The sequence below is a fragment of the Oleiphilus sp. HI0043 genome (genome assembly GCF_001634935.1).
This window is the reverse complement of the sequence record NZ_LWEY01000002.1, coordinates 103,311-109,661: the sequence shown is the minus strand read 5'-3', so window position 1 is coordinate 109,661 and position 6,351 is coordinate 103,311. Positions and strand designations below refer to the sequence as shown.

Sequence of the window (6,351 nt, the reverse complement as noted above, 5' to 3'; positions counted from 1 at the left end):
TATCTCGAACGACCTGCTTTAGGCAGGTCGTTCGAGATACTGACCGGACCATATAAGTATTTCACATCAGGGTTCTTGCTTAAGTAAGAACCGATGCCATACCAAAGGTAATCCAAACTTCGTTTGCCCCAATACTTAGGCTGAACAAAACTTCGCCCAAGTTCCGCCCCTTGCTTTAGTAGAGGAAGCATTGACTCGTCATAATCAAAAAGGCTGGCGCTGTATAAGCCCTGAATACCCTGCTGTTCGATAATGTCTTTGGCATTGCCCAGGCGATAGGCACCGACAATCTCCAACTCATTTTCATCCCATAAGACCAATTGACTATAGGACGAGTCATAGTGGTCAATATCACGCCGCTCACCTGTTCCCTCGCCCACTGCGCGAAAGGCAATTTCCCTTAAGCGGCCAATCTCTCTCAATACCGCGCAGCTTCCTTCGTTCTTATAGAGAAAGATCTGTTTATTATCACTGGTCTCACCCAATCGGTTTTGAGAAGCAATAAGCTGCTTAAGTATTTGACGTGATTCAGGGTGAGCAACCGGTGACTGGGTTTGCCATATCCCCTTTTTACCCTTACCCACTTTATAGAGGTGTTTTTTGAACAGTTTGACCTGAGTCTTAACTGGCAAACCACTCTTGGCATAGGTCTCATGAATGACAAGCTTACCGACACGGATCGCAACCGTCTTGCGTGTTTGCTTATACATTTCAGGCACAAGCATCATGGTAGAAAGCGGCTTATAGATCGCAGACACACCGTAAAACAGAGCAGAGTTTGCTGCATCAATATACAAAGGCAACACCGGCGCATTCATTTCTAAAGCTATATCAAGAAAGTCACGACGCCACTTGGTATCCGTCACCCCACTCGGGCGAATACGGGATAATTCTTCACTGGGGAAAAAGATCAGCACACCTTCTCGCTCCAGGTGTTCTTTCAAAGCGACATTACGTGTTTTAGCCGTATTCTCGGAGTAAGGCTGACAAGCCAAAGTAATCGGCGCAAGCGCATCTAACTCATGAACGCCTTCATCGACCACAACACGCACGTCTGACCTTACATCACTTACCAACTTGAATACCGCCGCTGCATCCAGAGTACCTAAAGGATGATTGGCGATAATCACCAAGCGGCCTTCAGTCGGAATTCGTTCTTTCTCATTCCAAGGCGTCTGAAAGGAAAACTCAAAGTGCTGAAGAATCTGCTCGACAAACTCAACACCTTTAAGGTGAGGATGATCTCGCAGGAAAGAGTCTAAGGTTTTTCGTGAACGAGATAGTGAGCTAAGCGGTGCTCGTAATATCTCGGGAATCCCACCGTTTTTATCGGCAAGGCCATCATTGCTAGACATGCGCTCGACAGCAGGTTGAAGTGTACCGTTTGTTTTCTCACTATCTACTGCCTTGTTAACCAACAAGCTCTGAAAACCCATACCTAGACTCCTGTGTTTTTAGGCAGGATAGTAATTCAGTGTGAAGCAAATGTGACGCTTTGGTGTCAGTTTGATGTCAATGGGATCACCACGGAACACAGTTGATAAACTTGACCCTAACCCGGTAGCCCTTTAAATTGCTTGCCTACTCATACGAATTCGCCACGAACAAGAGAGCCAAAATGAAATATATCGACACCCCAAACTTCGGCGCACCTGATGTCATGCAAGTTGCTGAAGGCGAACGCCCTGGCATTCAAGAAAATGAAGTACTGGTGAAGGTAGCAGCAGCCGGCGTTAATCGCCCTGACGTGATTCAGCGACAAGGCAACTACCCGGCCCCAAAAGATGCGTCACCCATATTGGGTTTGGAAGTAGCCGGTGAAGTGGTCGAAGTCGGTTCTGCCGTTACTACCTTAAAACAAGGCGATAAGATTTGTGCACTCACCAACGGTGGTGGCTATGCCGAGTATGTAAATGTACCAGAAAGCCAATGTCTACCCGTTCCTGAAGGCTACTCAATGGTGGAAGCAGCAGCCTTGCCAGAAACCTTCTTTACAGTGTGGTCAAACGTGTTTGATCGCGGTCAGCTGAAAGCGGGCGAGACCTTTCTTATTCATGGCGGTACCAGCGGCATCGGTACCACGGCGATTCAACTAGCCAAAGCGATGGGCGCAAAAGTCTATGCCACCGCAGGCAGCGATGAGAAAGCAAAAGCCTGTGAAGCGCTGGGTGCAGAGCTTGCAGTGAACTACAACGAACAAGACTACCTGCCCACTATCAAAGACCACAATGACGGCAAAGGCATCGACGTAATTCTTGATATGGTTGGCGGTGAGTATATTCAGAAGAACCTCTTCCTCGCCGCGATTGAAGGCCGTATTATCAATATTGCTTATCTTCAAGGCCCGATCAACAAGGTAAACTTCTTGCCCGTGATGCTAAAGCGTTTAACGCTGACCGGCTCGACGCTACGTCCTCAATCTTTGGACGCTAAGGCCGCAATTGCGCAACAGCTAAAAGAAAAAGTCTGGCCGCTGCTAGAGAACAAAACCATTAAGCCTGTGATCGCCAAAACCTTCGCACTCGAAGATGTTGTTGAGGCGCATACTCTAATGGAAAGCAATGCCCATATCGGCAAAATTATTTTAGACCTTTCACACTAAGCACTCATTCCACAAAGAGAACAGCGAAACATGCAAGCGCCTATCAAGCCCGAGACAATCAATGATCTGGACCTGTCGAAAGACTTCAATATAGGCCTTGCGTGCACGCGCCCTCAAATTCCCAACTTTGATATGCAGTCTACCGCGCTCATCGTTGACCATGGCGATGAGAGTAACGAATTACATCAAGCTTATTCTTATCAGCAACTCGATAAGGCATCCAACCAATGTGCTGCACGGTTAAGTGAATTGGGCTTGATAAAGGGTGACAGGGTCATGCTTTGGCTACCGAATGTTATCGAGTTCCCGATTGCCTTTTATGGCACAGTTAAGCTTGGCGGTATTGCGGTGCCCAGCTCTATTCTGCTTAGCGGCGACGAGATTGATTACCTGGCGAAGGACTCTGGTGCCAAAGTGCTGATCACCACCGCTGCGCTGGCCGAGAAGCTACACCTGGATACACTAGAAGAGTCAGAGTTGGCTCATGTTTTGATTATCGACGAACTCGCCGAGACCGCCAGCACAAGTAGCAAGATTAAGTTTCAAAGCTTTGCAAACTTACTAGCAAGTTCATCCGATGACGAAATCGCAGTCAATACCTGCTATAACGACCCGGCCTACTTAGTCTACACCTCTGGCACCACGGGTTATCCAAAAGGCGTATTGCATGCTCACAGGGCTTTGCTGGGTCGCTTACCCGCGGCCTACCATTGGTTTGATTACCAAAGCGATAAAACTGACCGCATTCTGCATTCGGGTAAGTTCAACTGGACCTACGTACTCGGCACCGCCATGATGGACCCGATGCTGCTAGGCAAAACCGTCGTTGTTTATAACGGCGATGCCACGGCAGAAACCTGGCCGAAGCTGATCGCCAAGCACCAATGCACAATCTTTATCGGTGTACCAACCATTTATCGCCAGATCATTCAGAAAACTGAATTTTCAGCTAAAGATGTACCGACACTTCGCCACTGTATGTGTGCAGGCGAGCATCTTTCAGATGAAATGCTTGGGTTATGGCAAGACCGCTTTAATCAGGATATTTACGAAGCTATCGGCATGTCTGAATGTTCTTATTATTTATCGCATCACCCTGCTCGCCCCATTCGCCCGGGCTCTGCGGGTTGCCCTCAGACCGGGCATAAAATACATCTACTCGATGAGAACTTAGAGCCAGTCAAAGACGGTGAAGAAGGCATGCTTTGTATCGACGAGCAAGACTTAGGACTGTTCATTGAATACTGGCAACTGCCGGACACCACACAAGCCACACGCAAAGGCGGCTATTTTCTCACCGGCGACTACGCCAAACGAGACGAAGAAGGCTATGTTTGGTTCCTCGGTCGACGTGACGACATCATCAACAGCTTTGGCTTTCGTATTTCACCCCACGAGATTGAACGGGTATTGAAAACCCACCCCGACGTCGCTGATTGTGTCGCTCTCGAAGAAGAGATCGGGCCAGATAAGAACTTGGTCGTGGCGAGCGTCATTCGCCATGAAAGTAGCACGCTAGATGAAACAAGCCTATTAGCCTTTGCAAACGAACATTTGGCTCAATATAAAGTACCTAAAAAGATTTACTTCACCCAACTGTTCCCCCGAACGGCCAACGGCAAAGTGCTTCGCAAGCAAATGAAGGCAGATTTAAAGAACTAAATACGCCTTAATAAAGTAAGCAAACCTCTAAGCAACAGGTAGTGTGTGTCTTCACTGGCTATTGTCACAAGTACTTGAAATTGCTTAGCGCGTTGCGCTTATTCGATTAGGACGAGCAACTATAGTGCGAGACACCGCCAGCCCCGAAAAAGACCTCGGGCTTCAAACGGTAGAATTTATTTTTCACCTCTAATGTCTGCTCATCGTATGGTTTGCTCAACACGTCTTGTAATTCCTTTACGAGCGTATAGTCACCTTTCATCGCCTGTTGATACGCTGGCACGACCAACCATTCACGCCAGGTGTATTTTGGGTTGACGCGCTTCATCTGTAACGACAGAGCTTCGGCGCCCTCCTCAATGTTTATCAGCCCTCTCCAGGTCTGTAACCACTGCGACCATGCTTCTTCCTTTTCATCACTCAGGTCTTTATAGAAGCTTTTCTTAAGCGTCGAGACATCTTCAGGAAGCTCTGACAGCTCGCGGAAGAAGAGGGTGTAGTCAACAGAGGTTTGAACCATTAGCTTTAAAAGCTGATTGAATAGCGTTCCATCAAACTTATTAAGCCCCAGCTTAGACGCCCACATTGATTCCATTTTCTCTTGAATCACAGCAGTGAAGCCTGAGCGTATCTCATTAAGCTTTTCTAATACATCGGGCTTCGATGCAACAAGGGGTCGCAATGCCGAGCAGAAACTCTCAAAATTTGCCTCGGCAGCAGCATGTTGATTGAAAAACGAAAAGTGATGCCCGCCACCACTCCAAGGCTGATAAAACGGTTCAAACACTTCGCAGAACCCGAATGGACCATAGTCAAGGGTATACCCCCCCGCTGCGCAGTTGTCACTATTGAAGTTGCCTTGGCAATAACCTACGCGAAGCCAGTTTGCGACAAGCGCGCTTAAACGCTCACGAAACTCGCTAGCCAACCGCAGTAATTTATCTTCGAACGATAGGTCTTCATTGATCTCACTTTTGTATTCACGATCAATCAAATGCAAAACGATCATCTTTAACTCTTCGAGAGCTTTTGGATGAGCCTTGCTACGCGCTCGACGAGCAAACAGTTCAAGCTGCCCGACCCGTAAGAAAGACGGTGCGACACGTGTTGAAATTGCAACCGGGTTCGATACCATAATATCCGGATCTTGGGAGTAAGAACCTTCAGAATACCATGGGCGATCAACGGTCTCTGAGCCAGATACATAAAGGCATAAGGACCTAGATGTTGGCACCCCTAGTTGGTGCATATGCTCCTGAACCAGAAATTCTCTAATACTCGAGCGCAGCACTGCTCGCCCATCCGCACCACGACAATATGGCGTTCGCCCACCACCCTTTAGCTGCATCTCCCAACGCTGACCATTGATGACAGCCTCAAGGACAGATACTGCACGGCCATCCCCGTAACCGTTGCCTGTGCGGAACGGACACTGTTGAATGTACTCCGTGCCATAAATCGACAGCGCATAGCCAGTTGCCCAAGCTGTTTGTCTCATAGGTTCTGGCACATGCGACATATCACCAGAGAACAAACGACGGAAGCCTTCCGTTTCCACCAAATTGTCGTCAAAACCCAGTTCGCTGAAAAACTTCCTGCTGTGAGCGACATAGTCAGGCTCAGGAATAGGCGTCGGCTTTACAGGGACATAATGTCCCGAAAAAACTTGTCGAGGCGCGTAATCATCCCCACTGGCCGTCGCCTGAGGGTCGCACCGAAGGTTATTCATTAGTGAATAGTCGGCTAATTTAGCCAGTTCATCGAGATTCGTTATGGGAGTAGATATATCATTAAGCTGCTTGTTAGCCATATTAATTGATGAACCTTTTCTAATTACTCTAAATCTGAGGAGATACCTTGTCTCAAACTATCACATTATCGACCTAAACCGAAAACACTTGGCACTCTGTGTAAGCTAATTGCTTGGTGTCCTCTACAGGTAAACCGCAAGCCTTTACCTTTCCTTACAGCAAACAAATTGGTTCAAAAACGAGATCCTTGATACAATCTGCGACCGATTTGGTGGGCTAAGGTCACTATCCTTGGCTTCGTTTGTATTTCCGGCACCTCACGAGGGTGCACTCTTT

The 6,351-nt window shown here is 47.8% G+C and carries 4 protein-coding genes; 2 read left to right on the top strand and 2 right to left on the bottom strand.

What is annotated here, in order from left to right; genetic code table 11:
* Positions 1-1,436 (bottom strand): lysophospholipid acyltransferase family protein (locus tag A3729_RS00635; RefSeq protein WP_068632950.1); only part of this gene is annotated, 1,436 nt, incomplete at its 3' end.
* A 182-nt stretch (positions 1,437-1,618) separates the two neighbouring features.
* On the opposite strand from A3729_RS00635, the gene A3729_RS00630 reads away from it, so the two are divergent.
* Complete coding sequence (locus A3729_RS00630; protein WP_068507718.1) at positions 1,619-2,602, top strand: NAD(P)H-quinone oxidoreductase; 984 nt, start codon at positions 1,619-1,621, stop codon at positions 2,600-2,602.
* A gap of 30 nt (positions 2,603-2,632) precedes the next feature.
* On the top strand, positions 2,633-4,264 hold the full coding sequence (locus A3729_RS00625) for an acyl-CoA synthetase (protein WP_068507716.1): 1,632 nt from the start codon (positions 2,633-2,635) through the stop codon (positions 4,262-4,264).
* A 106-nt stretch (positions 4,265-4,370) separates the two neighbouring features.
* On the opposite strand, the gene A3729_RS00620 is transcribed toward A3729_RS00625, so the two are convergent.
* On the bottom strand, positions 4,371-6,074 hold the full coding sequence (locus A3729_RS00620) for a YdiU family protein (protein WP_068507714.1): 1,704 nt from the start codon (positions 6,072-6,074) through the stop codon (positions 4,371-4,373).
* Positions 6,075-6,351 lie beyond the last annotated feature (277 nt).

Coding starts and splice junctions, on each gene's coding strand:
- A3729_RS00620 (WP_068507714.1), bottom strand. CDS start 6,074: ATGGCTAACAAGCAGCTTAATGATATATCTACTCCCATAACGAATCTC.
- A3729_RS00630 (WP_068507718.1), top strand. CDS start 1,619: ATGAAATATATCGACACCCCAAACTTCGGCGCACCTGATGTCATGCAA.
- A3729_RS00625 (WP_068507716.1), top strand. CDS start 2,633: ATGCAAGCGCCTATCAAGCCCGAGACAATCAATGATCTGGACCTGTCG.